Source organism: Aerophototrophica crusticola, assembly GCF_012913305.1.
Lineage (GTDB): Bacteria > Pseudomonadota > Alphaproteobacteria > Azospirillales > Azospirillaceae > Niveispirillum > Niveispirillum crusticola.
Genome location: NZ_CP051775.1, coordinates 457590 through 483002, shown reverse-complemented (window position 1 = coordinate 483002; position 25413 = coordinate 457590). Strand labels below are relative to the sequence as shown.

Annotated in this window: 24 protein-coding genes and 1 pseudogene; 11 read left to right on the top strand and 14 right to left on the bottom strand. The window is 69.5% G+C overall.

The annotated features are described in order from the left end of the window. Window positions 1-94 precede the first annotated feature (94 nt). The 3 genes from HHL28_RS02290 to HHL28_RS02280 form a co-directional block, all read right to left on the bottom strand. A complete protein-coding gene (locus HHL28_RS02290) occupies window positions 95-1675 on the bottom strand; it encodes a peptide ABC transporter substrate-binding protein (RefSeq protein WP_075771943.1) in 1581 nt (526 codons plus the stop codon). 94 nt (window positions 1676-1769) lie between these two features. Beyond that, window positions 1770-3389, bottom strand: coding sequence for a peptide ABC transporter substrate-binding protein (locus HHL28_RS02285; RefSeq protein ID WP_075771942.1), 1620 nt, complete (start codon window positions 3387-3389; stop codon window positions 1770-1772). A 118-nt stretch (window positions 3390-3507) separates the two neighbouring features. After that, a complete protein-coding gene (locus tag HHL28_RS02280; protein ID WP_075771941.1) occupies window positions 3508-5112 on the bottom strand; it encodes a peptide ABC transporter substrate-binding protein in 1605 nt (534 codons plus the stop codon). Between the two features lie 162 nt (window positions 5113-5274). On the opposite strand from HHL28_RS02280, the gene HHL28_RS18185 reads away from it, so the two are divergent. From HHL28_RS18185 to HHL28_RS18175, 4 genes and pseudogenes are all read left to right on the top strand, one after another. Further along, on the top strand, window positions 5275-5541 hold the full coding sequence (locus HHL28_RS18185) for a TerC family protein (protein WP_404326309.1): 267 nt from the start codon (window positions 5275-5277) through the stop codon (window positions 5539-5541). A gap of 47 nt (window positions 5542-5588) precedes the next feature. Continuing rightward, window positions 5589-6038 carry a TerC family protein gene (locus HHL28_RS18180; protein WP_404326307.1) on the top strand — a complete coding sequence of 150 codons (450 nt, stop codon included), beginning with the start codon at window positions 5589-5591 and terminating at the stop codon, window positions 6036-6038. Between the two features lie 63 nt (window positions 6039-6101). Further along, window positions 6102-6350, top strand: a complete 249-nt coding sequence (locus tag HHL28_RS02270; protein ID WP_169654605.1) for a CopG family ribbon-helix-helix protein — start codon at window positions 6102-6104, stop codon at window positions 6348-6350. Then, window positions 6347-6502: pseudogene (locus HHL28_RS18175) on the top strand (type II toxin-antitoxin system RelE/ParE family toxin); the annotation flags it as partial. The gene HHL28_RS02270 and the pseudogene HHL28_RS18175, both read left to right, overlap by 4 nt. Window positions 6503-6630: 128 nt before the next feature. Here HHL28_RS18175 and HHL28_RS18170 read toward each other — a convergent pair. The 5 genes from HHL28_RS18170 to modA form a co-directional block, all read right to left on the bottom strand. Beyond that, entirely contained in the window at window positions 6631-7008 is a 378-nt protein-coding gene (locus tag HHL28_RS18170; protein ID WP_404326305.1) for a sensor histidine kinase, read from the bottom strand. Window positions 7009-7010: 2 nt separating this feature from the next. Further along, entirely contained in the window at window positions 7011-8402 is a 1392-nt protein-coding gene (locus tag HHL28_RS02260; protein ID WP_169654601.1) for a PAS-domain containing protein, read from the bottom strand. Window positions 8403-8536: 134 nt separating this feature from the next. After that, window positions 8537-9637: a molybdenum ABC transporter ATP-binding protein gene (gene modC / locus HHL28_RS02255; protein ID WP_075771937.1), complete on the bottom strand. Its 1101-nt coding sequence runs from the start codon at window positions 9635-9637 to the stop codon at window positions 8537-8539. Beyond that, window positions 9630-10331 (bottom strand): molybdate ABC transporter permease subunit, encoded by a 702-nt coding sequence (gene modB / locus HHL28_RS02250; RefSeq protein ID WP_075771936.1) that lies wholly within the window; start codon window positions 10329-10331, stop codon window positions 9630-9632. Before modB ends, modC begins: the two co-directional genes overlap by 8 nt. A 42-nt stretch (window positions 10332-10373) precedes the next feature. Beyond that, window positions 10374-11183, bottom strand: a complete 810-nt coding sequence (gene modA, locus HHL28_RS02245; protein ID WP_075771935.1) for a molybdate ABC transporter substrate-binding protein — start codon at window positions 11181-11183, stop codon at window positions 10374-10376. A 148-nt stretch (window positions 11184-11331) separates the two neighbouring features. Here modA and HHL28_RS02240 point away from each other — a divergent pair, with 148 nt between their 5' ends. Next, a complete protein-coding gene (locus tag HHL28_RS02240; protein WP_075771934.1) occupies window positions 11332-11715 on the top strand; it encodes a VOC family protein in 384 nt (127 codons plus the stop codon). 183 nt (window positions 11716-11898) lie between these two features. Here the strand turns inward: HHL28_RS02240 and HHL28_RS02235 are convergent, their stop codons facing one another. After that, window positions 11899-12513, bottom strand: a complete 615-nt coding sequence (locus HHL28_RS02235; protein WP_075771933.1) for a DUF938 domain-containing protein — start codon at window positions 12511-12513, stop codon at window positions 11899-11901. A 270-nt stretch (window positions 12514-12783) separates the two neighbouring features. On the opposite strand from HHL28_RS02235, the gene HHL28_RS02230 reads away from it, so the two are divergent. The 5 genes from HHL28_RS02230 to HHL28_RS02210 all read left to right on the top strand — a co-directional run bounded on the left by HHL28_RS02230 (window position 12784) and on the right by HHL28_RS02210 (window position 16702). Beyond that, window positions 12784-13263, top strand: coding sequence for a tellurite resistance TerB family protein (locus HHL28_RS02230; RefSeq protein WP_075771932.1), 480 nt, complete (start codon window positions 12784-12786; stop codon window positions 13261-13263). A 43-nt stretch (window positions 13264-13306) separates the two neighbouring features. After that, window positions 13307-13636 carry a ferredoxin FdxA gene (fdxA, locus tag HHL28_RS02225; protein WP_075771931.1) on the top strand — a complete coding sequence of 110 codons (330 nt, stop codon included), beginning with the start codon at window positions 13307-13309 and terminating at the stop codon, window positions 13634-13636. 326 nt (window positions 13637-13962) lie between these two features. After that, window positions 13963-14463, top strand: coding sequence for a CarD family transcriptional regulator (locus tag HHL28_RS02220; protein WP_075771930.1), 501 nt, complete (start codon window positions 13963-13965; stop codon window positions 14461-14463). Window positions 14464-14653: 190 nt separating this feature from the next. Then, the gene (locus tag HHL28_RS02215; protein ID WP_075771929.1) at window positions 14654-15475 is read left to right on the top strand and encodes a metallophosphoesterase family protein; all 822 of its coding nucleotides are present in this window, start codon (window positions 14654-14656) and stop codon (window positions 15473-15475) included. Window positions 15476-15814: 339 nt separating this feature from the next. Then, window positions 15815-16702, top strand: coding sequence for an RNA polymerase factor sigma-32 (locus HHL28_RS02210; protein WP_075771928.1), 888 nt, complete (start codon window positions 15815-15817; stop codon window positions 16700-16702). Window positions 16703-16728: 26 nt separating this feature from the next. Here the strand turns inward: HHL28_RS02210 and HHL28_RS02205 are convergent, their stop codons facing one another. The 5 genes from HHL28_RS02205 to gpmA form a co-directional block, all read right to left on the bottom strand. Then, window positions 16729-18711 carry a peptide ABC transporter substrate-binding protein gene (locus HHL28_RS02205; RefSeq protein ID WP_169654600.1) on the bottom strand — a complete coding sequence of 661 codons (1983 nt, stop codon included), beginning with the start codon at window positions 18709-18711 and terminating at the stop codon, window positions 16729-16731. Between the two features lie 77 nt (window positions 18712-18788). Further along, window positions 18789-19136, bottom strand: a complete 348-nt coding sequence (locus HHL28_RS02200; protein WP_169654598.1) for a hypothetical protein — start codon at window positions 19134-19136, stop codon at window positions 18789-18791. 1288 nt (window positions 19137-20424) lie between these two features. Next, the gene (ettA, locus tag HHL28_RS02195) at window positions 20425-22104 is read right to left on the bottom strand and encodes an energy-dependent translational throttle protein EttA (protein ID WP_075771925.1); all 1680 of its coding nucleotides are present in this window, start codon (window positions 22102-22104) and stop codon (window positions 20425-20427) included. 598 nt (window positions 22105-22702) lie between these two features. After that, on the bottom strand, window positions 22703-23131 hold the full coding sequence (locus tag HHL28_RS02190; RefSeq protein WP_169654596.1) for a GNAT family N-acetyltransferase: 429 nt from the start codon (window positions 23129-23131) through the stop codon (window positions 22703-22705). 117 nt (window positions 23132-23248) lie between these two features. Continuing rightward, on the bottom strand, window positions 23249-23938 hold the full coding sequence (gpmA, locus tag HHL28_RS02185; RefSeq protein ID WP_075771923.1) for a 2,3-diphosphoglycerate-dependent phosphoglycerate mutase: 690 nt from the start codon (window positions 23936-23938) through the stop codon (window positions 23249-23251). A gap of 360 nt (window positions 23939-24298) precedes the next feature. Between gpmA and HHL28_RS02180 the strand changes: the two genes are divergently transcribed. Then, the gene (locus HHL28_RS02180) at window positions 24299-25366 is read left to right on the top strand and encodes an SDR family oxidoreductase (RefSeq protein WP_075771922.1); all 1068 of its coding nucleotides are present in this window, start codon (window positions 24299-24301) and stop codon (window positions 25364-25366) included. Window positions 25367-25413 lie beyond the last annotated feature (47 nt).

Sequence of the window (25413 nt, the reverse complement as noted above, 5' to 3'; positions counted from 1 at the left end):
TGCGCTTCGCGCAGGCATGCTTGTCCCCCTCACCCCAACCCTCTCCCCGGTGGGGAGAGGCGGAATTGCACAGTCCCTTGTCCCTGCCCTTCCCCTACTTCCCCACCGTCAGGAACCGGGGCAGGTTGAAGTCGGGCGGGTTGGGGGTCCAGCCCTTGACCGCCGGGCTAACCAGCCGGCGGCGGACATTGTGGAAGACCGGTGCCACGGGATAGTCGGCCAGGGCCACCGCCTCCGCCTGGGCCAGCAGGGACAGGCGCTTCTCCGGGTCGGTCAGCCGGTTGGCCTCCGTCGTCAGCCGGTCGTACTCGGCGCTCTTGTAGCCGGGGAAGTTCTGCTGCCCCACGTCCCCGCGCAGCAGTTGCAGGAAGGTATAGGGGTCCGGATAGTCGCCGATCCAGGCGTAGAAGATGATGTCCTTGTAGGCCTTCTCGTTGCCGATGCTGGCGACGACGCGGAATTCCTGGTTGTTGAGCTGCGTCTCCACCCCCAGCTTCTGCTTCCACATGGCTGCCACGGCCACCAGGACCCGGCGGTTGTTCTCGCTGGTGGAATAGAGCAGGTCCACCGGCGGCAGCGGCTTGCCGCCGGGGCCGAAACCTGCCTCCGCCAGCAACTGCTTGGCCAGCTTGTCCCGCTCGGCCTGGGTCTGCTTGGCGGCGGCCGGCAGGGGCGGCTCGTACCCGCCCACCTTGCCCGGCGGGGTGAAGGTCCAGGCGGGCTGGCCGCTGCCGTTCATCACCTTCGTCGCGATCACGTCCCGGTCGATGGCCAGGTACAACGCCGCGCGGAGCTTCGGGTTGTCCCGCCAGAACGGGTTGGTCATGTTGAAGGACAGGTAATAGGTCGAGTAGGTGGAACCGGAGGTAAAGGCGTCCGGCAGGTTCTGCTTGGCAAAGTCGTTCTGGGTGACGGGCAGCGTCTCCGTCGCGTCCAGTTCCCCGGCGCGGAAGCGCTTGAACTCCGTGTCGTTGTTGTCGATGGGATAGGACATGACCGTGTCCACCTGGACGTTGGCCGCGTCATAATAATGCGGGTTCTTCACGGCCTTCAGGTGCGACTGGGGCACGCTCTCCACCAGCATGTAGGGCCCGTTGGACACCAGCTTGCCCGGCTGCACAAAGGCTTCCCCGTGCTTCTCCACGCTGGCGCGGTTCACCGGGAAGGTGGAGGGGTGCTGCAAGGTGGCCAGGAAATAGCCCGTGGGTTCCGCCAGGGTGACCTTGAGCGTGCGGGCATCCACCGCCTGCACGCCCAGCTCCTCCGGCTTCTTCTTGCCCTCGCCGATGGCCTGCCCGTTCAGCACCGGCCACATGTAATAGCCATAGGGGCTGGCATGCTTGGGGTCCGCCAGCCGCCGCCAGCCAAAGACGAAGTCGTCCGCCGTGACCGGCGTCCCGTCCGACCACTTGGCCTCCCGCAGCTTGAAGGTATAGGTCAGGCCGTCGGGGCTGACCTCATGGCTCTCCGCCATGGCATTGCGGCGTTGCCCCTGCCCGTCCAGGCTGAACAGCCCCTCGAACAGGTCGTAGGTCATGCGGGCCGAGGGTTGCAGCTCCCCCTTGGTGGGGTCGAGCGTGTCCGGCGACGGCCCGATCCCCCGCCGGAACACCACCTCCGCCCCGGCGGGCAGCGCGAGCGACAGGGCCACCAGGGCGGCGAGGGCAATGCGCATCTTTTCTTCCTTTCGTAGGTCGGATTAGGAGCCACCAGGCTCCGTAATCCGACGCCGGCGGCGAAGCCGTCGGATTACGCTTCGCTAATCCGACCTACGGCGCGATGTCCAGGTACCGCGTCGGGTAGTGGTCGCGGGGGTTGGGGACCCAGCCCTTCACCTTGGACGACACCAGCTTGAAGCGGGTCGTGTGGATGGCGGTCATGATGGCATGTGAGTCCAGGAAGATGGCCTCCGCCTGGGCCAGCTTGGCGAAGCGTGCCGCCGGGTCGAGGCTTGCGTTGCCTTCCTCCAGCAGCCGGTCATAGTCGGCGCTGACGAAGGACGGGTAGTTCTGCAAGACCACGTCGGAGCGCATGATCTTCAGGAAGGTGTTCGGGTCGGTGTAGTCCCCGACCCAGCCGAACAGAAGCAGGTCCTTGAACTGCCGGTTCTGGGCGATTTCGGCCACCACGCGGCCTTCCTGGTTGGCTAGGTTTGCCTCGATCCCCAGCTTCTGCTTCCACATGGCCGCCACGGCGATCAGAATGCGGCGGTTGTTCTCGTTCGTCGTGTACAGCACCTCCACCGGCGGCAAGGGCTTGCCGCCGGGGCCGTAGCCCGCCTCCGCCAGCAGCTTCCTGGCCTGGGCGTCCCGCTCGGCTTGCGTCTGCTTGGCCCAGGCCGGGATGGGGGAGGCATAGCCGGGGACGGAGTTGGGCGGCACGAAGGTCACCGCCGGCCGCACCTCCGGGTCCATCACCTTCTTGGCCACCACGTCCCGGTCGATGACCAGCGACATGGCTTGGCGCAGCTTCGGGTTGGACTTCCAGGGCTCGTTCTGCAGGTTGAAGGCGATGTAGAAGGTGGCGAACAGGGGGGTGGGCTTCAGGGCGTCGGGCATGTTCTGGCGCACCCAGCCCAGTTGCGGCAGCGGGGTGGTGTAGGTGGCCTCCAGCTCTCCGGCGCGGAACTGCTTGAACTCCGTGTCCGTGCTCTCCGTCACGTACAGGATGACCTTGTCGATCTTCACCTGATCCGCGTCGTAATAATGCGGGTTGCGGGTCATGGTGAAGGAGCTCTGCGGCACCGTCTCCTTCAGCACATAGGCGCCGGTGCCCACCAGGTTGCCCGGACGGGTCCAGTCCTGGCCGTGCTTCTCCACGCTGGCCTTCTGCACCACGGACATTGCTTGGTGGCTGACTTGGCCCAGGAAATAGCCGGCGGGCTGGGACAGGGTGATCCGCACCGTGCGGGGGTCCACCGCCTCGATGCCCAACTGCTCCAGCGGCTTCTTGCCCGTGTTCACCTCCGGCCCGTTGGCGATGGGCCAGGTGAAATAGCCGTAGGGCGACGCGGTCTTGGGGTCCGCCAGCCGACGGTAAGAATAGACCACGTCCTCCGCCGTGATCGGCGTCCCGTCGGAGAATTTGGCGTTCGCCCGCAGGGTGAAGGTGTAGGTCAGGCCGTCGGCCGTCATCTCATGCCGCTCCGCCAGGGCGTAGCGCGGCTCCCCCTTGGCGTCGAGGCTCATCAGCCCCTCGAACAACTCGTAGATCACCATGGCCTCGCTGACCACGTCGGCCTTGTGCGGGTCGATGGTCCCCGGCCCCGACCCGATGCCCCGCCGGAACACCTTCTCCGCCGCGGCCGGTTGCGGCACCGCCGCGGCAAGGGTGGCCGTCCCGAAGCTGAGCAGGGTGGCAAGGGCGAGGCGGCGAAGGGCAAGACCCATGGGCGGGGCTCCAAGACGTGTCTTCGTAGGTCGGATTAGGCGCGGACGCGCCGTAATCCGACGGTGATCCCAATGATGTCGGATTACGCTCCGCTAATCCGACCTACAAAGCTGCGGCTTACCGCACCACGTCCAGCCAGCGGGCCGGGTTCTGGTCCATGGTGTTGGACACCCACCCCTGCACGACCGGGTTCACCAGGCGGCGGCGGTTGTTGTGGTAGACGGGGATGACCGGGAAGTCGGCCTGGGCCAGCGCCTCCGCCTGCCGCATCAGGTCCAGGCGCTTCTCCGGGTCGGTGGCGGCGTTGGCCTCGTCCAGCAGCTTGTCGTAGGCGGGGTTCTTGTAGGCGGACAGGTTCTGCTGGTCCACGTCGCTCCGCAGCAGCTTCAGGAAGTTGACGGCGTCCGGGAAGTCCCCGATCCAGCCATAGAGCAGCAGGTCCTTGTAGCTCTTCTGGTTGGCGATCTGCGCCACCACGCGGAATTCCTGGTTGTTCAGGGTGACGTTCAGGCCCAGCTTCTGCTTCCACATGGCCGCCACGGCGATCATCACGCGGCGGCTGTTCTCCGACGTGCTGTGGATCACTTCGACGGGCGGCAGGGGCTTGCCGCCGGGGCCATAGCCCGCCTCCGCCAGCAGCTTCTTCGCCATCTCGTCCCGCTGGGCCTGGGTCAGGTTGGCCCAGTCCGGCTTGGGCGGCTGGTAGGCCCCGCCCTTGATCGGCGGGGTGAAGGTCCAGGCCGGCAGCATGTCCCCTTCCAGCACCTTGCCGGCAATCACCTCCCGGTCGATGGCCATGGACAGGGCGGCGCGGAGCTTGGGGTTGGACCTCCAGGGCTCGTTGTTCAGGTTGGCGCCCATGTACTGGGTGGAGAAGGTGGGCGTGGGCGTATAGGCCTTGGGCTCGTTCTCCCGCGCCCATTTCACCTGGGTGATGGGGATCTGGTAGGTGATGTCCAGCTCCCCCGCCCGGTAGCGCTTCAGCTCCGTCTCCAGGTTCTCCGTCACGTAGTGCATGACGGTGTCGATCTTCACGGCCTTGGCGTCATAGTACTGGTCGTTGCGCACCAGCTTGTAGTGGGACTGGGGCACCGCCTCCGCCAGCTTGTAGGCACCGTTGCTGACCAGCACGCCGGCGGCGGTGAAGTTGCCCTGGGCGCCTTCCACGTTCTTCTGCTGCACCGGGAACATGGACTGGTGCACCAGCGACGCCAGGAAATAGCTGGTGGGCTTCCCCAGGGTCACCTTCAGCGTCTTGGCGTCCACCGCCTCCACCCCCAGCTCGGATGTGGGCTTCTTGCCGGCGGTCGCCTCCGGGCCGTTCAGGATGGGCCAGACATAATAGGCATAGGGGCTGGCGGTCTTCGGGTCGGCCAGCCGCCGCCAGGAATAGGCGAAGTCCGCCGCCGTCACCGGCGTGCCGTCGGACCATTTGGCCCCGTCGCGCAGGTGGAAGGTATAGGTCAGGCCGTCCGGGCTGATCTCCCACCGGCTGGCCATGGCCGGGCGGGGCTGGCCGTTGGCGTCGGGGGCGGTGATGCCCTCGAACAGGTCATAGATCAGGATGGATTCCTGGTGCAGCTCCGCCTTGTTGGGGTCCACCGTGCCGGGGCTGGAGCCGATGCCCCGGCGCAGCACCTTCTCGGCCAGGGCCGGCGGGGCCAGGGCCGCCGCCATGACGGCGAGCACGGGGATCAAGGCAAGGCGGGGCGACAGGCGCATCGGGCGGGGTCCTTCGCTGGCATTCGTTGCGGTCGGAACGGTAGGCGCTCCCGCCCGCCCGGGCAAGCCGCATCACTCCCGTGAGGGGGCCAAGGGAACTCCCACGCCGTAGGGCCATTCAAGCAGCGGAGCACCCGACAACCACGCCGTGAAGCCAAGACCATGTTCGACTGGATGTCCGACCCCGCAGCCTGGGCCAGCCTCGCCACACTGACGGCGCTGGAGATCGTGCTGGGCATCGACAACATCATCTTCATCTCCATCATGGCGGGGCGCCTGCCGAAGGAGCAGCAGGACCGAGCGCGCAAGATCGGCCTCGCCCTGGCGCTCATCACCCGGCTGATGCTGCTGGCGTCCATCGCCTGGATCACCCAGCTCACCAACCCGCTGTTCACGGTCGGCGGGATGGACATCTCCCCCGCGACCTGATCCTGCTGCTGGGCGGGCTGTTCCTGATCTACAAGGGCACCAACGAGGTGCACCACACCATGGAGGGCGAGGAGGAGGAAGGCACCAGCCGCGGTGTCGCCACCTTCGGCTCGGTGGTGGCGCAGATCATGGTGCTGGACATCGTCTTCAGCCTGGACAGCGTGATCACCGCCGTGGGCATGTCCAACCACCTGCCCGTCATGATGCTGGCGGTGATCATCGCCGTGGCCGTGATGCTGTTCGCCAGCGGCCCCACCAGCCGCTTCGTGCAGACCCACCCCACGGTGAAGATGCTGGCGCTCAGCTTCCTGATCCTGGTGGGCGTGGCCCTGGTGGCCGATGGCCTGCACTTCCACATCCCCAAGGGCTACCTGTACTTCGCCATCGCCTTCTCGGTCGGCGTGGAGGCCCTGAACCTGATGGCCGCCAAGCGCCGCAAGCGCCGGACACAGGAAGAGGGCCGGCCGCAGGACAGCAGCTACGTGCCGGGGGCATAGGACTGGACGGGCAGGGGGCGGGGTGCCATGCTTCCGGTCCCTGCCCCCTGACCGGACGCCTTGGTGACCATGGGCAAGCCGCTGACCCTGACCCTGCCGCCTGAGGTTGAGGCGACCTTGGGCGACCTTGCCGCCCGCCGCGGGCTCTCCACGGCCGCGCTGGCCACGGACATCGTCTCCAGCTTCGTCGCCGACCAGGAGGAGTTCATCCGCGCGGTGGCGGACGGCATGGCGGACGCCGAGGCCGGCAACCTGATCGACCATGAGGACGTGGTCGCGGCCATCCGTCGGCGGCGCGCCGCCGCGGCATGAGGCTGCGCTGGACGAAGTTGGCTTTGGCCGACCTGGAAGCCATCTGGCGCCACATCGTCAAGGACAATCCCCAGGCCGCCGACGGGGTCGAGGATCGCATCGTGGACGCGGCGGCGAACCTGCGGCAGTTCCCCGGACTGGGCCGGGTCGGGCTGGTGGAGGGGACGCGTGAGTTGGTAGTCCCCGGCCTGCCCTATATCATCGTCTACGCGGCCAAGCCCGGGGGATCGTCATCTACCGGGTGCGCCACGGCAAGCGCCTGTGGCCACCCCCATGACCCTCACCCCTCCCCCGACGCCGTCGGCACCGGGGCGACCAAGGGCAGGGTCAGGGTGAAGCGGGTGCCGTGGCCCAGGCGGCTGGCCACCTCGATGCGGCCGCCCAGGGTCTTGGTGACGATGTTGTAGACGATGTGCAGGCCCAGCCCCGTGCCGCCGGTGCCGCGGCGGGTGGTGAAGAAGGGCTCGAACACCCGGGGCAGGTGGGTGGCGGACATGCCGCGGCCGTCGTCGGCATAGGTGATCTCCACGTCCCCCGGCTCGCCGCGGCGGACCACCAGCGACAGCTTGCCCGACCGGCCGGGCGCATAGGCATGGACAGTGGAGTTGACCACCAGGTTCGTCACCACCTGCCCCAGGGCGCCGGGATAGCCGTCCATCTCTAGCCCCGGCGGGCAATCCAGGCTGAGCACGTGCCCGGCCTTGCGCCAGCGGGGCCCAGGCTCACCACCAGCTCCTCCAGCGCCGGGCCCAGCTCGAAGCGGCGGCGCTCGTCATGGGTGCGGTCGGCGGAGACGTTCTTGAAGCTCTGCACCAGTTGGCTGGCCCGGCCGGCATTGGCCTCCAGCAGGGCCGCCCCCTCCGCCACCAGGTCCAGGAACTCGTCCAGCTCGGCGCGGCGCAGCTGGCCGCCTTCCAGCCGGGCGCGGAACCGGGCGGCCTGGTCCTTCAGGTGGGTGGCGGCGGTGTAGGTGATGCCGATGGGGGTGTTCAGCTCATGGGCGATGCCCGCCACCAGCCCGCCGAGGGAGGCCAGCTTCTCCGCCTGGACCAGGCTGGCCTGGGCGGCGCGCAGGTCCGCCAGGGCCCTTTCCGCCGCGGCGCGGGCGGCGGCCGTCTCCTCCGCCTCGCGCATGCGCTCGGTCACGTCGGTATAGAGGGACACCCAGCCCAGCCCCGGCGTGTAGGTGCGCCTGAACTCGATCACCGCGCCGGAGCCGGCGACGCGGAAGGTGCCTTCCCGTTCCGCATTGTCCCCGTCCACCCGGCCGCCGGGCCGGAAGCGCAGCAGGTGCCACTCCACCTGGGCTTCCATCTCCTCCTCCGTCGGGCGCTGCCCTGGCGGGCGGGCGGCCTGGCAGCGCAGCAGGGTGGCCAGGCAGGGGGTATCGGCCACCTGCCCCGCCGTGAAGGCGCCGGGGTCGAGGCGGAGGTCGTCATAGTCGCCCCGCCGCGCCTGCAGCCACAGCGTCTCCCGCACATTGCCATGGCTGCGGATCACGGCGTCCGTCGTGCCGCCGATGCCGGGGTAGCGGCTGTTCCAGACCAGGTAGTTCAGCCCCTCGTCCATCATCATGAAGCCGCCGGGGATGGCCTCCACCGCCGCGGCCAGCCGCGCCGCGTTGCGCTCCGCCGCCTCTTGCGCCTGCTTCAGGTCCGTGATGTCGCTGTAGCTGGTGATGACGCAGCCATTGGGTGTCCGCTCCTCCACCCGACGGAACAGCCGGCCGCCGATGGTGGCCTCGCTCAGGGACCGCCCGGCCAGGGCCGCCCGCTGGGCCAGGCGCAGCCGGATGAATTCCTCCGGGTCGGGGATGCCGGGGTCGGGCGTCTCCCCGCCCGCCAGCACCCGGCGCAGCAGCGCCTCGAAGCCCCAGCCGCGGATTTCCCCCTGGGGCGGGGCGGCGGGGAAAAGCTCATGGTACCGGGCGTTGGTGTAGAGCACCCGGTCATCCGGGTCGCACAGGACGAAGGGGTCGGCATAGCCGTCCAGGCTGTCCAGCAGCAGGCGCGCGGCCCGGCCTTGGCCCTGTTTCCCGTTCTCCCCGTCCAAACGGCCCTCCCCCGGGGCTGCCCGGCCTTCGCCGCCGGGATTGTCTTCCTGGGTACCGCTTCTATGATGCAGGAGTCAACCTGGGGCGGTGGGCGTCCGGCCAGGACGGACAACGCACGGTTTCACAACCGACCTCAATCCAGCCCCGTCCCCCCATCCACCACGGCCACCGCCTTCACCACCGCCCAGACCGGCTGTCCGGGGGCCAGCCCCAGCTCCGCCGCCGCCAACCGGGTCAGGCTGGCGGTCAAGGGCTGGCCGGCCATGTCCAGGCTGGCTTCCATCTCCGCCCCCGTCCCAGGCAGCAGGGCGGTGACCATGCCGGGCAGGACGTTGCGGGCGGAAAGGTCCCGCGGCGGGCGGGTGGACAGCAGCACGTCCCGCGCCAGCACCCGCAGCCGCACCGCCGCCCCCACCGGCCGGTCCAGCCGGGGCAGCAGCAGCGGCCCGGCGGGCGTCGCCACCCGGGTCAGCTCCCAGGCCGGGTCATGCCCTTCCACCGTGCCTTCCAGCAGGGTGGCGGTGCCGAACCGGCCGAACAGGGCCGCCAGGTCCGGCCGCGCCAGCATGGCCGCCAGGGGCCCGGACGCCACCACCCTGCCCTGCTCCACCAGCACCAGGGCGGTGGCCAAGCGGACCACCTCCGCCAGGCTGTGGCTGACATGGAGGATGGGCAGGTCCAACCCGTCCCGCAGCCGCTCCAGATAGGGCAGGATCTCCGCCCGGCGGGCGGCGTCCAGGCTGGCCAGCGGCTCGTCCAACAGCAGCACCTCCGCCCCCGCCAGCAGGGCCCGGCCGATGGCCACCCGCTGCCGCTCACCCCCCGACAGGCCGCCGGGCCGCCGTCCCAGCAGCGGCACGATGCCCAGCATGCCCACGATGTCGTCGAACGGAACCGTCGTCGCCCCGCCCCGCCCGGCGAACCAGCGGCCATAGGCAAGGTTCTGGCGCACCGTCAGGTGGGGAAACAGCCGCGCATCCTGGAAGACATAGCCCACCCGGCGCCGGTGCGGCGGCAGCCACGCGCCGGTGCCCGTGTCCACGAACACCCGGCCGCCCAAGGTGATGCGCCCCTGCTGCGGCCGCAGCAGCCCCGCCACCGCCCGCAGCAGGGTGGTCTTGCCGGCGCCCGAGCGGCCGAACAGGGCGGTGACGCCCGGCCCCGCCCGGAAATCCGCCTCCACCGTGAAGTCGCCCTGCCGGTGGCGCAGGCTGACGGACAGGCCCTCAGCCATCCCGCCCCTCCACCCGGCGCCGCACCCGGCGGGCCAGCATCTCGCTCGCCACCAGGGCGGCCACGGCCAGCACCGCCGCCACGATGGTCAGCCGCAAGGCACCCGCGTCGCCGCCGGGGACCTGGGTATAGCTGTAAAGGGCGCTGGGCAGGGTCTGGGTCCGGCCCGGGATGTTCGACACGAAGGTGATGGTCGCCCCGAACTCCCCCAGCGCCTTGGCGAAGCACAGGATGGCCCCTGCCACGATGCCGGGCAGCATCAGCGGCAGGGTCACGGTCAGGAACACCAGCGGCGGGGCGGCGCCCAGGGTGGCCGCCGCCTCCTCCAGCCCCTGGTCCACCGCCTCCAGCCCCAGCCGCACGGCCCGCACCAGCAGGGGGAAGCCCATGACGGCGCAGGCCAGCGCCGCCCCCTTCCAGTCGAAGGCCAGGACGATGCCTACCTCCCCCAGCAGCTTGCCCAGCGGCCCGTTGCGGCCGAACAGCAGCAGCAGCACATACCCCGTCACCACGGGCGGCAGCACCAGCGGCATGTGCACCAGCCCGTCCAGCAGCACCTTGCCCGGGAACCGCCCGCGGGCCAGCAGCCAAGCCACGCCGATGCCCAGGGGCAAGCTGCCCAGCGTGGCCCAGAAGGCCACCCGGAGGGACAGGCGGATGGCCGCCAGCTCGTCTGGTGTGAAGGCGTCGAGCATCAGGACAAGGGCGCCTTCACCGGGGAAGGTCAGGACGTTGGGTCAGTTCCCCAGGATGACGAAGCCTTCCTTCTCGAACAAGGGCTTGGCCTTCGGGCCGGCGAGATAGGCCAGGAACGCCGCGGCGTCGGCGGACTTTCCCCCGGCGGCGGTCAGGGCGGCGGGGTACAGGATGGCGGGGTGGCTGTCCGCCGGGAAGGTGCCCAGCACCTTCAGCGACGGGTCGGCCCTGGCGTCGGTGGCATAGACGATGCCCGCCGGCGCCTCCCCCCGGGACACCAGCAGCAGGGCGGCGCGGACATTCTCCGCCGGGGCCAGCCGGCCCTTCACCGTGTCCCAGGCGCCAAGCTTCTCCAGCGCCGCCCTGGCGTACTTGCCGGCGGGGACGGAGGCCGGGTCCCCCAGCGCCAGCCGCCCGTCCCTGCCCAGCACGGGGGTGAGGTCGAGCCCCGGCCCCAGCGCCACGGCGGCGGTGCTGTCCTTGGGCGCCACCAGCACCAGCCGGTTGCCCAGCAGCGTCCTGCGGCTGCCGGGGGCCAGCAGGCCCTTCCCCTCCAGGTAATCCATCCAGTCCAGGTCCGCGGCGATGAAGATGTGCGCCGGGGCCGCGGCCTCGATTTGCCTCGCCAGGGCCGAACTGGCGGCATAGGAAATAGCGACGGCCTTCCCCGTCTCCCCCTGGTATTGCCTGGCGATGCCGTCCAGCGCGTTCCTCAGGCTGGCGGCGGCGAAGACCACCGTCTGGTCTGCCGGGGGCGCCTGGGCCAGGGCGGGCGGGCCGCCCGCAAGCCCCAAGGCCAGCAAGGCGGCGCCGAGCAGGCGGCGGACGGGGCGGAGGAAGGCTGGGCTCATCGCGGGTCGCTCCTGCCGTCGGGGACATGGCTTGGCAGAAGTAATGGCTTGCAGGAATTCCCACAAGACATGCCGGGCCGAGGATGCGTGACAGCGGCGCCACGGCGCGCAAGGATGGCCCGGGCCATGCCACGAGCGGAACCGACCCATGCTGGGCCACCTGTCCTTCGGCGTCCGCGACCTGGACGCGTCCGTCAGCTTCTATGACGCGGCCCTGGCCCCGCTGGGCCTGGTGCTTGTATGGCGCAGCGGCCGGGGCGCCGGCTATGGCCCGCCGGGCGGGGAGGACATCCTGGCCCTGTTCCAGGAACCCGGCGCCCACCCGCCCGGCCCCGGCTTCCACCTGGCCTTCGACGCCCCCGACCGGACAGCGGTGGACCGGTTCCACGCGGCAGCCCTGTCCAAGGGCGGCCGGGACCAGGGCCCGCCCGGCCTGCGACCCCAGTACCATGCCCACTACTACGCCGCCTTCGTCCTGGACCCGGACGGCCACAAGCTGGAAGCGGTCCACCAACCCCGTCGGTCGGATTAGAGCGTGTTTACGCTGCCCGTAAACACGCTCCGGCGGCGACTGCCGCCGCGCGGGCCCATGCCCGCGTAAGCCAAGCCGCGGATGCGGCGCCGGCGTGTGAGGAACACGAAGGGCTAGACCCGTTTCCAGTCTGCGGGAAACGGGTCTAGCACCGCCAGCCGCGTAATCCCAAGGCCAGGGCAGCTACGCAGCCTTCCGGAACACCACGGTCAGGTTGTTCGCGGGCATCTCCACCACCCGGTCCAGCACGAAGCCGCTGGCGGCGGCAAGGTCGCCCACCACCTCCAGGTCGCGCACGCCCCAGCGCGGGTCCTGGGCGCGCAAGGCGGCATCGAACTCCTCGTTCGACGGGGCGGTGTGGGCGCCACCGCGCTTGAACGGGCCATAGAGCACCAGCGGCGCGCCCGGCGACAGCAGCCGGGCGGCCCCGGCGAACAGCCCCTCCGCCGACGCCCAGGGGGAGATGTGGATCATGTTGATGCAGACCACCGCGTCCGCCTCCGCCACCGGCCAGTCGGGGGCGGAGGCGTCCAGGTCCAGGGGGCAGCAGACATTCTGCAGGCCCAGGCTTTCGGTCCAGGCGACGATACTGGCCCTGGCTCCCGCGTCGGCGTCGCTGGGCTGCCAGTGCAGGCCCGGCAGTGCCTCCGCGAAATAGACGGCATGCTCCCCGCTGCCGCTGGCGATCTCCAGCACGGTGCCGGTGTCGGGCAGCACCTCCCGCAGCACGGCCAGGATGGGCTGGCGGTTGCGCAGGGTGGCGGGGGCGAAGCGGCGGGCGTCGTCGGTCTGGGTCATGGGGCCGAAGCTAGATCATGATTGCCGGGACCGTAAACAGCCTACGGCGGCACCCAACGCCTGAGGGCAGGAAACAGGCCGGCGACTGCCGGCCCGCGACCCCATGGTCGCGTAAGCCAAGCCGCGGATGCGGGCGCGAGCCTGCCCCGGCCCCGAGCCGGGGGCGCCTGAGGGAACAAGCATAAGGAACGCCGGGGCAAGGTGCCGCGTTGCGATGGGGCGGCCCTGCCCGGGCTTGCCCCCGCCCCTTGCCAACACGACATGGTTGCCATGCTGAACCGTATCCGCCGCCTGTTCGACCAGCCCGACCGTGCCCTGGACAGCCTGGACCGCACGGACCGCATCCCCTTGTCCGCCGCCTGCCTGCTGATGGAGGCGGCGCGCCTGGACGGCCATGTCAGCGGCGAGGAGCTGTCCCTGATCCATGCCCTGGTGCAGCGGCATTTCCGCCTGACCAAGGAGGAGGCGGACGAGCTGGTGGCCGCCGCCCACACGGTGACGGACGGGCCGGCCCAGTGGCACGCCTTCACCAGCCGCCTGAACGACTCCATGGCCTATGAGGAGAAGGTCGGCCTTGTCGAGATGTTGTGGGAGGTCGCCTATGCCGATGGGCGGCTGAACGACCTCGAATCAAGCCTGTTGCGCAGGATGGGCGGTTTGCTCTACGTCTCCGACCGCGACAGGGGCGAGGCGCAGCGCCGGGTGAAGGCGCGGCTGGGTTTGCCGCAGGGGCCCGCCATCCCGGACTGATCCGGAACAGGCACGGGGACGGGCGAGGAGAGAGAGGACGAGCATGCCGTACGTGGTCACCGAATCGTGCATCAAGTGCAAGTACACCGACTGCGTCGAGGTCTGCCCCGTGGATTGTTTCTACGAGGGTGAGAACATGCTCGTGATCCACCCGGACGAATGCATCGATTGCGGCGTGTGTGAGCCGGAGTGCCCCGCCGAGGCGATCCTGCCGGACACGGACCCGAAGGCGGAGCAGTGGCTGGAGATGAACCGCGACTACTCCCAGAACTGGCCGAACCTGACCCGCAAGAAGCCCGCCCCCGCCGACGCGGATGAGTGGAAGGGCGTGCCGGACAAGTTCCAGAAGTATTTCAGCAAGAATCCCGGCTGATCCCCTGTCCCCACACCTCGGTAGAGCCGTGCGGGTGAAAGGTTCCTCTCCCGGCCATGCGGGATTCGCATGACCGGCATGGGGCGCCATGGGTGAACTTTGCGCGAACGGGAACACTCCACCTCTGTAACCGAGGCGTCACATCCATTATATTCACCGGCAAGGATCGGTTGCGCCGAACCTTGGGTCAGTGTGCGCCCGGTCCTGTAGATTCGCCGAGCATGGGTGTTCGTGATCACGGCTGCGCCGCCAGCCGGGTCCCCCATCGTCGTTCCCGTCCGTACGCCTGGCGCGCGGGCTTGCGCGGAAAGTGAGAGCCGACCGATATGTCCGAGACCCTTGATTTCACCACCGGGGACCACGTCGTTTATCCTGCCCATGGCGTGGGCAAGATCATCGGCATCGAGAACCACAGCATCGCCGGCATGAGCGTGACGCTCTATGCCATCCAGTTCGAGAAGGAACGGATGACGCTGAAGGTCCCCGTGGCGAAGGCCAAGGCCGCCGGCCTGCGCCGGCTGTCCAGCAAGGACCGGATCAAGGCGGCGCTGGAAACCCTGACCGGCCCCAGCAAGATCAAGAAGATCATGTGGTCCCGCCGCGCCCAGGAGTATGAGGCCAAGATCAACTCCGGCGACCCGGTCTCCATCGCCGAGGTGGTGCGCGACCTGTACCGGGGTGAGGACCAGTCCGACCAGTCCTACAGCGAGCGGCAGATCTACCACGCCGCCCTGGAGCGCCTGGCCCGGGAGCTGGCCGTCGTCGAGAAGATCGACGAGCGCAAGGCCACCGAGCGCCTCGAGGCGGTCCTCTCCAAGGCCGCCTGAAGGAGGGTGTTCCCTGATGGTGCACTGCGCAAACGCGGTGCACCCACAAGATTTTGCGTCCATCATGCGGCGCAGACGGAGAATGTGGGGCGGCCCGTGCGGTCGCCCCTTTTTTTGCGCGCGGCGGACCTTTACACTCCGTCAACCATTCCGGCGGGTCGTCCCCGCCCCGCACCGCGCCCTGGACTGAATGTCGGAAGACCAGAAATTCGCCCTGCTGGGCCGGCCCCGTCGCATCTGGGCCGTGGCCGCCATCCATGGCGAGGCCGACCGGCTGGCCGCCCTGCATGACGACATCGGCACCCGCTTCCTGCCCGGCGACCGGCTGGTCTACCTGGGCAACATGGTCGGGCGCGGTGGCGGTGTGCGGGCCACGGTGGATGAGCTGCTGGCCTTCCGCCGCCACCTGCTGTCCATCCGCAGCGTCATCCCCACCGACATCGTCTACCTGCGCGGCGGGCAGGAGGAGATGTGGCAGAAGCTGCTGCAGCTCCAGTTCGCGCCGAACCCGGTGGCCGTGCTGCAATGGATGCTGGGCCAGGGCATCGACGCCACCCTGGCCGCCTATGGCGGGGACCCGCAGCAGGGCCTGGCCGCCGCCCGGGACGGGGCCGTCAGCCTGACCCGCTGGACCAACCAGCTCCGCGCCGCCCAGCGGGCCGCCCCCGGCCACGACAACCTTTTCACCGCCCTCCGCCGCGCCGCCTACACCAGCGACCCGGACGGCCACCCCACCGCCCTGCTGTTCGTCAATGCCGGGCTGGACGTGTCCAAGCCCCTGGCCCTACAGGGGGACAGCTTCTGGTGGGGCGGGGCCAGCTTCCCCCGCATCGCCGAGCCCTATGGCGAGGTGGTCCGCGTCGTGCGCGGCTATGACCCCACCCATGCCGGCACCGGCCCGGTGGTGGGCCCGCACACGGTCAGCCTGGACGGCGGCACCGGCTTCGGCGGGCGCCTCGCCTGCGGCTGCTTCGCCCCGGACGGCACGATCCTGGAGCTGGTCGAGGTCTGAAATTCGGCGGGGTCCGGGCAGGCGCCGCCTCCCCATAAGCAATAGCCCTTCAGGCAGGGCACTCCCCAGCCCCGACCCCAGTCATCGCAGGGTCAATCCCGCCTGTCCCAGCCGGATACTGGGTTTTCCTCACGACCATCACCCCACCGCGACACGGGTTTTTACTGGTGTCGCGCCTCCGCCGGGGACGGATCGGGCACCCGACATCCTGTCCGCCACTCGGCCATTAGAGAAAAATATTATGTCCGGGTGATCCAGCCCGGAAGTGCCCTCGTATCCCTTGGCAATGAGACGGCGGGGATGGCCCAGCATCCCGCGAGGACCAAGAGGGCGAGGCACATGGCACACATCGACGATCCCGAGACCCAGCGCGCCAACCTGACCTTCATCAAGTCGTCCATGAAGGAACCCCTGCTGACTCGGGACCATGAGTTCGAGCTGGCCAAACGCTGGCGCGAACACAACGATGAGCGTGCCCTGCATGAGCTGGTGCGCAGCTACACCCGCCTGGTGGTGGCCACCGCCACCCGCTTCCGCAATTACGGCCTGCCCATGGGCGATTTGGTTCAAGAGGGCAATGTGGGCCTGATGCAGGCCGCGGCCCGCTTCGAGCCGCACCGCGAGGTGCGCTTCAGCACCTACGCCGCCTGGTGGATCCGCTCGGCCATGCAGGACTACATCCTGCGCAACTGGTCCATCGTCCGCACCGGCACCACCGCCGCCCAGAAGTCCCTGTTCTTCAACCTGCGCCGCCTGCGCGCCAAGATCGAGGACAGCCCCAGCCGCAGCAGCCTATCCCATGCCGGCCGCCAGAAGATCGCGGAGGAGCTGCGCGTGGACGTCTCCGAGGTGGAGACGATGGAGATGCGCCTCGCCGCCGCCGACCAGTCCCTGAACAGCCCCCTGTCGGAGAGCGGCGACGACGAGTGGCAGGACTTCCTGGCCGACCAGCGCCCCTCGCCGGAGGAGGTGGTGATCGGCATGCGCGACAGCCGCATGCGCTCCAAATGGCTGGCGGAGGCCCTGGGCGAGCTGTCCCCCCGCGAGCGCACCATCATCGCCGCCCGCCGCCTGCGGGACGAGGGCGCCACCCTGGAGGAGCTGGGCCGCAGCCTGGGCGTCAGCAAGGAGCGCGTCCGCCAGCTTGAGCACCGCGCCATGATGAAGCTGAAGGCCAGCATGCTGAAGCGCGTCAGCGTCGCCGACGACCTGCTGCTGGAGGCGTGAGAAGGCAGGCCTTCGACTCTGGAATCCTAGGGTCGAACGCGGCCCCAGCGTCCCCTCCCCCAGAGGGGCAGGGCTATCGCATATGAAAATCCCAAGTACGTTCCGTGCATTTGGAACCGCTCTTCGGATAGCGATTCTGCCCGGAACGCGCTTAGCAGAGTTCGATGTTTGCCGGGCGGAAGCGGGTCGAGCGCCATATGCGATAGCCCTGCCCAGAGGGGGAGGGACAGGGAGAGGGGTTGTCCTCTCTCCAAATCGCATCCCTGCGGACAGGCGCCTGCTGTCCTGGTCGCACCACCCCTCACCCTGTCCCTCTCCCCCTGGGAGAGGGGACCGGTTGGCACCGTTCGGCTTGCCCGGAGACTGAGGCCCTGCCCGATTTTGGCTGGCGCACTGAGCCCTCCGGTGATGTCGCCAGCGTCAAGGCGCCGCCGACAGGTAGCGCAGCGGGTGGATGTCCAACGGGTTGTCCACCCACCCCGCACCCTCGGCCCCACCAGCCGGCGTGAGGCGATGTGCATCACGGGGATGCTGGCCGCGTCAGCGATGGCCATCCTCTCCGCCGCCGCCAGGTTGCCGAAGAACTCCGGCAGGGTGACCGACCGGTCCGCGGCGTCCATGGCCGCGTCGAAGGCCGGGTTCTGGTAGCCGGGCCCCAGCCGGGCGCTGCGGCCGCGCAGCAGGTTCAGGTATTCCGACACCAGCCCCACGGTCCAGGTGGTGCGGATCAGGTCCTGCCAGGACCGCTCGCGGTAGCGGCTGACGGTGACCTTGAACTCCTGGTTCTCCACCTCCGCCTTCACGCCCAGCTTCTGCTGCCACATGGCGGCGACGGCCACCATCACCTGCCGGTTCAGCTCGTTGGTGTTGTAGAGGATGTTGACGGTCAGCGGCTTGCCGCCCTTGCCATAGCCCGCCTTCTCCACCAGCCGCTTGGCCTCCGCGTCCCGTTGGGCTTGGGTCCAGCCCGCCCAGTCCGGCCGCGGCGGCTCATAGCCCAGCAGGCCCGGCGGGGTCATGGTCCAGGCGGGCACCTCCCCGCCGCGGGTGACCTTGCCCGTGATGATCTCGCGGTCGATGGCCAGGGTCAGGGCCAGCCGCAGGTCGCGGTTGGACTTCCACGGCTCCCGCGTCATGTTGGGCACAAGGTAATAGGTGGACGCCTGATAGGCCAGGTGGGCCGCGTCCGGCAGGTTCTGCCTCACCCAGTCCAGTTGTGACGGCGGGATGGACTTGGTGGCGTCCAGCTCCCCGGCGCGGAACCGCTTCAGCTCCGTCTGCAGATCCTCCGTCACGGCGAAGACCACCTTGTCCAGCTTCACCTTGGCGGCATCGCGGAACTGCGGGTTCTTGACCAGGGTGGTGTGGCTCTGCGGCACGGCCTCCGCCAGCATGAAGGGGCCGTTGCCCACCAGCTTGCCTGGCTGGACGAAGGCGTCGCCATGCTGCTCCAGCGATTTCCGGTGCAGCGGCGACAGCACCCAATAGGCGGTATAGGTGGTGAAGTCCGGCTTGGGGTGGTCCAGCCCCACCTCCAGCGTCCGCGCGTCCAGCGCCCGCACGCCCAACTGCTCCGGCGGCAGCTTGCCCTCCAGGATGGCTTGGGCGTTCTTCAGCGGCGCCACCCATTCCGGCAGGGCCATGCGGGTGGCGGGGGTGACGGCGCGGCGCCAGGCGAAGACGAAGTCCTCCGCCGTCACCGGCGTCCCGTCGGACCAGCGGGCGTCGGTCCGCAGGTGGAAGGTCCAGGTCAGCCCGTCGGGGGACGTCTCCCACCGCTCCGCCACGCCGGGCACGATGTTGGCCGCGGCGTCGAAGGTGGTCAGCCCTTCCCACAGCTCCACGAACAGGGTGCCGGCGATGACGGTGGTGGAGCGGTGGGGGTCGAGTGTGTCGATCTCCGGCCCCAGCCCGATGGTCAGGGCCTGCTCGGCCGCCGCGGGCCGGGCGGCGGGCAGGACCAGCATCAGGCAAAGCGCCAGCGGCAGGAACCAGGATCGCAATCGCATCACCCGCAGACCCCCGTCATGCATTCCAGGCCGGACACAGTGGCCGCCCGGGCCGCCGCGTCCAGACCTGAAACGGGTCAGCGCTGCTGGGCCTCCGGCTGGGCGTCCCGCTGGCGCAGGTCGCGCTGCCGGGCTTCCTCCTCCACCTGCCGCCTCAACTCGGCCTCCGCGGCGGCCTGCTCCGCCGCCGCGCGCCGGGCCTGCTCATTGGCCTGGCGGCGAGCCTCCTCTTCGGCTTGGCGTCGGGCGTCCTCCTGCGCCTGCCCCTGGGCATCCTCCCGGGCCTGGCGCTCCACCTCCCGCCGGGCCTGCTCCTCGGCATCGCGCTGGGCTTGCCGCCGGGCCTCCTCCTGGGCTTGCCGCTGGGCGTCTTCCTGGGCACGGCGCTGGTGCTCCTCCAGCACCCGCTGGCGCCGCTCCTGCATCTGCTGCGCCCGTTCCTGCTCCCGCTGCCGTTCCAGGGCCTCGCCCTCGCGGCGGGCGTCCTCGTCACGCCACAGCCGCTCCGGCCCGGCCTGGTCGGGGACAAGGTCCGGGCGGGGGACACGGGGCTGGTCCGGGCGGCGCTGCGGCAGCTCCGGCCGGGTCCCCTCCCCGCCGGGGGGATGGTGGGTTGCTGGGCCATGAGCGGCGGGTCCTGCGGGCGGTCGGGGCGCACCCGGTCCGGGTGGGGCCGACCAGGCTGCGGCCGGTCGGCGGGGGGCGGCGGGTAAGGCTGTATGGTCACCTCGTCCGGGCGGTCCTGGCGGGGGCGGTCGGGCCGGGGCCGGTCCGGGCGGTCAGGTCGATCCGGGCGGTCCTGCCAGTCCGGGCGGTCGGGCTTACCGGGGCGGTCGGGCTTGCCCGGGAAGTTGGGCCGGTCCGGCGGCGGCTTGCCGACGACGGGTGGGGGCGGCAGGGTGCCGGGGCGGTAGAAGACGCGCAGGCCCTGGCCGTTGCGGGTGCAGTCGAACTGGTCGGTGCCCGGCTTGGCGCGGCCCGTGGTGTAGGCATAGCGCGGGTCGTCGCAGACACCGTTGCGGGCGAAGGCCCCCTCCTTGCCCACATAGCGACCCTTCAGCCCGTTGCCATAGAACAGGCAGTCATACTCGTCCTCGCCTTCCTCGGCCCGGCCGCCGGCGCTCGACTCATAGCGCGGGTCGTCGCACCGCCCGTTGTAGCGATAGTCCTTGGGCCGGTCCCGATAGTCCGGTGGCGGATGGTATACCGGCGGCGGCCGATAGACGGGCGGCGGCTTCGGTGGCGGATACCCCCCGCCCGGCGGGCCCCAGACCACGTCGGAATTGTCCTGGGGCAAGGGCGCGCAGGCCGCGAGGCCAAGCAGCAGCGGCAGGATCAGGACCGGGATCGACCGGCCGGGGCAGGCATGGGGGCAACCTCGGGACAGGGACTACCGGCGGCCGAAACCGCCCGTTCCTTATCCGATACCCCGAACGTGGCAGGAATGGGGAAGGATTTGTGACGGAGTGGGGAAAGGCATTCCCATCCCGCCCCGGCACCGGGAAATGCCGAACGGTCCCGTTCCGTCCCCTCTCCCAGGGGGAGAGGGACAGGGTGAGGGGTGGTGCGACCAGGACAGCAGGACCCGCGCCGCAGGTTCCCCTTTCCGGAGACAGGACAACCCCTCTCCCTGTCCCTCCCCCACTGGGGGAGGGAACGCGGAAGGTAAGGTTCAACCTTATTCCAAACGGAAAACCTGTAGGCCCGCCGCCGTCAGGCGCGAACCAACGGCTTGTACTTGATCCGGTGCGGCTGGTCGGCCTCGGCGCCCAGGCGGCGCTTCTTGTCGGCCTCATAGTCGGCGTAGTTGCCCTCGAACCAGACCACCTGGCTGTCACCCTCGAAGGCCAGGATATGGGTGGCGATGCGGTCCAGGAACCAGCGGTCGTGGCTGATCACCACGGCGCAGCCGGCGAAGCCGGTCAGCGCCTCTTCCAGGGCGCGCAGGGTCTCCACGTCCAGGTCGTTGGTGGGCTCGTCCAGCAGCAGGACGTTGGCGCCGGACTTCAGCATCTTGGCCAGGTGCACGCGGTTCCGCTCACCGCCCGACAGCTGCCCCACCTTCTTCTGCTGGTCGGGCCCGCGGAAGTTGAAGGCGCTGACATAGGCGCGGGACGGCATGGACTTCTTGCCCAGCTCGATCACGTCCAGCCCGCCGCTGATCTCCTCCCACACGGTCTTCTTGCCATCCAGGGCATCGCGGCTCTGGTCCACATAGCCAAGCTGCACCGTGTCGCCCACCCGGAAAGCGCCGCCATCCGGCTTCTCCTGGCCCGTGATCATGCGGAACAGGGTGGTCTTGCCGGCGCCGTTCGGGCCGATCACGCCCACGATGCCGCCGGGCGGCAGGCGGAACGACAGATCGTCCACCAGCAGCCGGTCGCCGAATCCCTTCTTCAGGTTCTCCGCCTCGATCACCAGGCTGCCCAGGCGGGGCGGCGTGGGGATGACGATGCGGGTCTCGCCCACGCTTTCCTTCTGGTTGGCGCTGGCCAGCATCTCCTCGTACGCCTGGATACGGGCCTTGCTCTTGGCCTGGCGGGCCTTCGGGCTGGCGCGCACCCATTCCAGCTCGCTGGCCAGGAACTTCTGCTTGGCGCCCTCTTCCCGCTGCTCCTGCTCCAGCCGCTTCTGCTTCTGCTCCAGCCAGCTCGAATAGTTGCCCTCGTAGGGGATGCCCGAGCCGCGGTCCAGCTCCAGGATCCAGCCGGTGACCGCGTCCAGGAAGTAGCGGTCGTGGGTGACCATCACCACGGTGCCCGGATAGTCCGCCAGGAAGCGTTGCAACCAGGCCACCGACTCCGCGTCCAGATGGTTGGTGGGCTCGTCCAGCAGCAGCATGTCCGGCTTGGACAGCAGCAGCTTGCACAGGGCCACGCGGCGCTTCTCACCGCCCGACAGCTTGTCCACCGCGGCGTCGCCGTCGGGGCAGCGCAGGGCGTCCATGGCGATCTCGACCGTGCGGTCCAGCTCCCAGGCGTTGGCCGCGTCGATCTTCTCCTGCAGCTCGGCCTGTTCGGCCATCAGCGAGTCGAAGTCCGCGTCCGGGTCGGCCATCAGGTTGGAGACCTCGTTGAAGCGGTCCAGCACCGCCTTGATCTCCGCCACGCCCTCCATGACGTTGTCCCAGACATTCTTGTCCGGGTTCAGTTGCGGCTCCTGCGGCAGGTAGCCGACCTTCACGCCCTCGGCCGACCAAGCCTCGCCGTTGTAGTCCTTGTCCAGCCCCGCCATGATCTTCAGCAGGGTGGACTTGCCGGCGCCGTTCACGCCCAGCACGCCGATCTTGGCGCCGGGGTAGAAGCTCAGCCAGATGTTCTCGAAAACCTTCTTTCCGCCCGGGTAGACCTTGGTCACACCCTTCATCACATAGACGTACTGGTAGCTGGCCATGGGCGGGTCCTTCCTGGGCGGGCGTCAGAGCATGGGTCTTCCGGCCCGCGCCGGCGACGGCGGGACCGAGTCGGGGGCGTTGTAGCGCAAGCCCCGCCGGGGCGCAACGCACCCCCTTCCCCTCTCCCTGGGGAGAGGGTGGCCCGGCCGCCGGGCCGGGACGGGTGAGGGGGACGGGTTCCTCGAAACGCCGGGGTTTGCGTGGTGCTCTACGCCCACCTCCCTCACCCGGCGGCTTCGCCGCCACCCTCTCCCCAGGGAGAGGGGTAAGGTAGCCCGGCCCACACCATCTGGCTTTTCTTCCTAAGCCGTGCCAAACTCCACCCCAAGCGCCCACCCGGCGCCGGGTCTTGGAAACCGTCCATCCGTCAGCAAATCCGGGACAATCCGGCATCCATCCCGTTCATCCGTGTCCCGGTCCATCCGCCAAACCTCGGCGCTTAAGGTGACACAAATCCCAACCCGTCACCTTTGTCACCTTAAGCCTGAAATCCCAGCGACATCAGTCCCTTGGAAGGTGACACCCGTCACCTTAAGCGTCACCTTAAGGTCACTTTAGTCTCGTTAAGGTCGCCTTTGGTCACCCAAACCCCGCGCGTCAAGCCACCCGGGCCAGCAGCACGCCCGGCTGCTCCTTGTAAGTGGTGCGGGCGTATTCCCGGAAGCCGCAGCGGTCGGCCAGGCGCAGGCTGGCGGCGTTGTCGGGGTGGATCAGGCAGACGATCCGCTGATGCCCGAACCGGGCGGCGTACCAGGACAGGCCGGCGCGCACGGCCTCCCCCGCCAGCCCCTGGCCTTGCGCCTCCGGCACCAGGGACCAGCCCATCTCGGTGTCGGTGATGGCGGGTTCCAGGTCGCGGCAGCCGTCCAGGAAGCCGATCTCACCCAGGAACCGGCCGGTGGCGCGGTCGCGGACGATCCAGAAGCCGAAGCCCAGAAGGTGCCACATGCCGGCATAGCGCAGCAGCCGCTGCCAGACCTCTTCCCGCGTGTTCGGCTTGCCGGACAGGTGCTTCAGCACCCGCATGTCCGTCCACAGGGTCAGGCTGTCCGCCAGGTCGTCGCGGGTGGGGGCCGCATCACCAGGCGCGGGGTCTCGACGACATTGTCCTGCATGGTGGTGCGCCCCCGGAGCTTATGACGATCAATCCAGGAAGTAGCGATCCAACGGCTTCAGCTCGCCGTCAAGCTCATAGACGATGGGCTTGCCGGTGGGGATCTCGAACTTCACGATCTCCTCGTCCCCCATGCCGGACAGGTACTTGACCAGCCCGCGCAGGGAGTTGCCGTGGGCCGCCACCAGCACCCGCTGGCCGGCCGCCACCTGCGGCGCGATCACGTCGGTCCAATAGGGCACCACGCGGGCCACGCAGTCCTTCAGGCTCTCCGTCCGCGGCAGCTGGTCCGGCGTCAGGCCGGCATAGCGGCGATCGGCGTCCGGCAGGCGCTCGTCGCCCTCCTCCAGGACGGGCGGGGCGATGTCGTAGCTGCGGCGCCAGATGTGCACCTGCTCCTTGCCGTGCTTCTCGGCGGTCTGGGTCTTGTTCAGGCCTTGCAGGCCGCCATAGTGCCGCTCGTTCAGGCGCCAGCTCTTCTGCACCGGCAGCCACAGCCGGTCCATGGCCTCAAGCGCCAGGTTGCAGGTCTTGATGGCCCGCTTCAGCACGGAGGTATGGCAGGCATCGAAGTCGAAGCCGGCGGCGGCCAGCTTCTCACCCGCCTTGCGCGCCTCTTCCACGCCCAGGGGGGACAGGTCCACGTCGGTCCAGCCGGTGAACAGATCCTCCTGGTTCCAGACGCTCTGGCCGTGGCGGATCAGGACAAGCTTCGTCATCGCGCGCGTTCCCCCTCAAGTCGTGCCTAAAACCTTGGGCATCGCTCCTAGCACAGCCCAAACGGGAACCCAAGCCCCCCCGCCGCCGCAGTGCGGAAGGGGTGCGGTGGTTGGGTTGGTCACGGACGACACGGACACGCCACGGACGGACACGGACAGGGCGCCCACCACTGCCCATGGTGCTGACCGGCCCATCCTGGCTGCGCCGCAGGCATTTTTCCTTTGTCCGTGTCGTCCGTGGAATGTCCGTGCCGTCCGTGTCCACTTTCCCCAACCGCTCCACCAAGCCAACCGGGAGTTTTCCGCCCCGCCGCTGTTGCCCTCCCCGACCGCATCCCGGAACCAAGCGGAGGGACCCGCATGGCCGTGCGCCTGAGGAAGTTGGAAGAGCAGACGATCGTCATCACCGGTGCCAGCAGCGGCATCGGCCTGACCACCGCCCGGATGGCGGCGGAAAAGGGGGCCGCGGTGGTCCTTGTGGCGCGGGAGGAGGCGGCCATGCGCGAGGCGGCGGAGCGGATCCGGGCCAATGGCGGCCGCGCCGCCTGGCACGTGGCCGACGTGGCGGACGAGGGCGCCCTGCGGGAGGCGGCCGACCTGGCGAAGCGGGAGTTCGGCGGCTTCGACACCTGGGTGAACAACGCGGGCGTCACAATCTTCGGCAAGCTGACCGAGATCCCGCTGGAGGAGCAGCGCCGCCTGTTCGAGACCAACTATTGGGGCACGGTGCAGGGCAGCCTGATCGCGGCGGAGTACCTGCGCACCCGCGGCGGCGCCCTGATCAACATCGGCAGCGTGCTCTCCGACCGGGCCATCGTGGACCAGGGCCCCTACAACGCCACCAAGCATGCGGTGAAGGGCTTCACCAATACCCTGCGCATGGAGCTGGAGCGGGACGGCTGCCCCATCTCGGTCAGCCTGATCAAGCCCGGCCCCATCGACACCATGTTCGAGGAGCATGGGCGCCGCCGCATGGACGCGGAGCCCAACAACCCGCCCCCGGTCTATGCGCCGGAGACGGTGGCCCGGGCCATCCTCTATGCCGCGGAGTACCCGATCCGCGACCTGATCGTGGGCTTCTCGGGCCGGCTGATGTCCGCGTCGGAAATCCTGGCCCCCCGCCTGACCGACTTCATCATGGAGCGGTTCGTCAGCAAGGTTCAGCGCTCCGGCGACCCGACCCGTGAGGGCGACAGCCTGTTCGGCCCCGCCCCCTTCGGCGACGGCCAGGAGCGCAGCGGGCGGCACAGCGCGGTGCGGGAACGCAGCTACTACACCGATGCCCGCACCCACCCCTGGACCACCCTCGCCCTGGCCGTGGGCGTGGGTGCCGCCCTGGTGGCGGGTGCCAAGGGCGTGCCCGTCGCCCGGCAGCGCTATGCCCATGTCCGCGACCGGCGGCGGGAGCGGGTGGCGGGCTTTCAATGAGAACCGCCCCATGACCGACACCGCCACCCCACCCCTCCGCCCCCCGG